Here is a 247-nt window from a genome sequence, read left to right on the forward strand (position 1 = left end):
AATTGGGAGTGGGTTGATCCAGAAGTAGATAGTATAACCATAGGGAGGACGTTTACCAAGGAGTGATTCATGACTGGGGTTAAGTAGTAACAAGGTAGCCCTAGGGGAACCTGGGGCTGGATCACCTCCTTATACGATTTAGAACTTATTTGTTCGAAGTGTCCACACAGATGATTGTTAGTTAGAAAGCGAAAGCTTACTAATTAATATGCTCTTTAAAAATTTGGAAAAGCTGATAATAAAATTC

The 247-nt window shown here is 38.9% G+C and carries 1 rRNA gene; it reads left to right on the forward strand.

From position 1 onward, the window contains the following. Positions 1–132, forward strand: a 16S ribosomal RNA gene (locus tag CWB85_RS22690); the annotation flags it as partial. Positions 133–247: the final 115 nt, after the last annotated feature.

It is taken from the genome of Pseudoalteromonas sp. S1727 (genome assembly GCF_005886375.1).
In the GTDB taxonomy this organism is placed as follows: domain Bacteria; phylum Pseudomonadota; class Gammaproteobacteria; order Enterobacterales; family Alteromonadaceae; genus Pseudoalteromonas; species Pseudoalteromonas haloplanktis.